Raw genomic sequence first — 1,882 nt, 5'->3', positions numbered from 1 at the left:
CGGCTAAGGATCTTAACGGATGTTGATAGTTCGGAAACTGGCTGGTGCGGGTATAACGATTCTCGTGATATCCGCACTCGGGTTCTTTATTTTTCGGGCGATGCCCGGTGACCCTGCTCGGATGCTGATTGGTGGTGCCAAAGGCGTCACTCCAGAGCTACTTGCACAAGTGCGCGCGCGCTGGGGGTTGGACGCCCCTCTTTTTCCGGATCAGTTCATCAAGTATCTCTCGTCGATTTTAAGTGGTGATTTTGGATATAGCTTCAAATTCCGCGGAGAGTCTGTTCTTTCGGTGGTGGGTCCCCGTATCTTGCCCACACTCCTTCTTGTCGGCGTTGCGCAGACATTTGCGATCGCGGCCGGCTTGTGGCTTGGTGCCCGTGCTGGCTGGAAGCAGGGGTCTTTGCTTGATCGACTTGGCAGTTCGCTGGCACTCGCTGCGTACGGAATGCCGACGTTCTGGCTGGGGATGGTGCTGCTTATCGTCTTTTCTTCGTGGCTAGGATGGTTCCCAGTCACCGGCATTGCAAACGCGTCGGGCGGATCCAGGGCGCAATGGCTGGAGATCTTGCATCGAAGTGTCCTGCCTGTGGCCACGCTGGCGATTGCGCAAGCGGGTCAATATGTATTGCTGATGCGTGCGGTAGTCCTTGAGGTATCAACGGAGGACTTTGTCACGACCGCGCGGGCGAAAGGGATCGGCAGCAAAGCGATCTTGCAAAAACACGTGGTGCCGAACGCGCGACTGCCTGTGGTGACGTTAATATCCTTGAATGTCGGTTTCATAATGGCCGGTGCTATAACCGTGGAAACGGTTTTTTCATGGCCCGGACTTGGACTGCTGACGGTCGAAGCCATGCAAGCTCGAGACTACCCAGTGCTTCAAGCGCTGTTTTTGATCTTCGCTGTCTCCATGGTTATGGCGAACTTGGTTGCCGACATTCTCTACGCATGGCTAGATCCAAGGGTTTCAAAATGAACAGATTTATCAGGAAAATCCCCCTTAGCTTCGGTCAGCTACTTTCCAGTCTTTTCTTGTCTCTAATCGCGTTGATGGCCTTGTTCCCTAGTGTGCTCGTGGGAACAATGGACACGATTGTGACCGCAACCGGGTACCCACTGGCACCGCCGTCGACTGAGCATTGGTTTGGTACCGACGAGGTCGGCCGAGATGTGTGGAACCTCATCGTGCACTCTGCGCGGATAACAATGCTGGTAGGGCTTCTAGCAAGCCTTTTAAGTACGGTTTTAGGAACAACGGTCGGGGTGATTTCCGGCTATGCGCGGGGAAGTGTCGACAATCTATTGATGCGAACCGCGGATTTCTTTCTGGTCATGCCCGCGTTTATTCTCGCTATGGTCCTCGCGCCGATGGCAATTGATTTCGGAGGATCCAAAGGGGCAATTCTTGGGATCCGACCGACGTTGCTGGTCACAATTGTTGTTATTGGAATTACAAGTTGGGCAGGGACAGCGCGTATTGTCCGTAGCCAGACGCTCTCTTTGCGCAGTCGCCCTTTTGTAGACCGCGCAAGAGTGATCGGTGCATCTCATACACGCATAGTGTTGCGCCATATCTTGCCAAACCTCGTCTCTCTCATCGTTGCCAACACGATTCTCACGATCGTAGCGGCGATCTGGATCGAGACGGCACTTTCATTCATTGGGCTAGGGGACCCTTTCCAGCCCTCATGGGGAACGATGCTGTTCAGTGCCCAACAGGCAGGCGCTGCTGGAGCGGGGGCGTGGTGGTATGTCGTTACGCCGGGGCTGGCAATTGTTTTCGTGATTGTGTCCCTCTATTCGCTCAGCCATTCGGTAACCGACTTGTTTGGGTCTAGAAGAAAAAGGGTCGGCTGATGTTCGAAGCTATCACCACCGA

At 54.2% G+C, this 1,882-nt stretch carries 2 protein-coding genes; both read left to right on the top strand.

The features are described 5' to 3' along the window. Positions 1–19 precede the first annotated feature (19 nt). Positions 20–979 carry an ABC transporter permease gene (locus A3AY_RS0130160; RefSeq protein WP_018329397.1) on the top strand — a complete coding sequence of 320 codons (960 nt, stop codon included), beginning with the start codon at positions 20–22 and terminating at the stop codon, positions 977–979. Then, on the top strand, positions 976–1,860 hold the full coding sequence (locus tag A3AY_RS0130155; protein ID WP_018329396.1) for an ABC transporter permease: 885 nt from the start codon (positions 976–978) through the stop codon (positions 1,858–1,860). The genes A3AY_RS0130160 and A3AY_RS0130155 overlap by 4 nt, the downstream gene beginning before the upstream one ends. Positions 1,861–1,882 lie beyond the last annotated feature (22 nt).

The sequence above is a fragment of the Rhizobium giardinii bv. giardinii H152 genome (assembly GCF_000379605.1).
GTDB lineage: Bacteria > Pseudomonadota > Alphaproteobacteria > Rhizobiales > Rhizobiaceae > Pararhizobium > Pararhizobium giardinii.
This window is presented reverse-complemented; position numbering and strand designations above follow the sequence as displayed.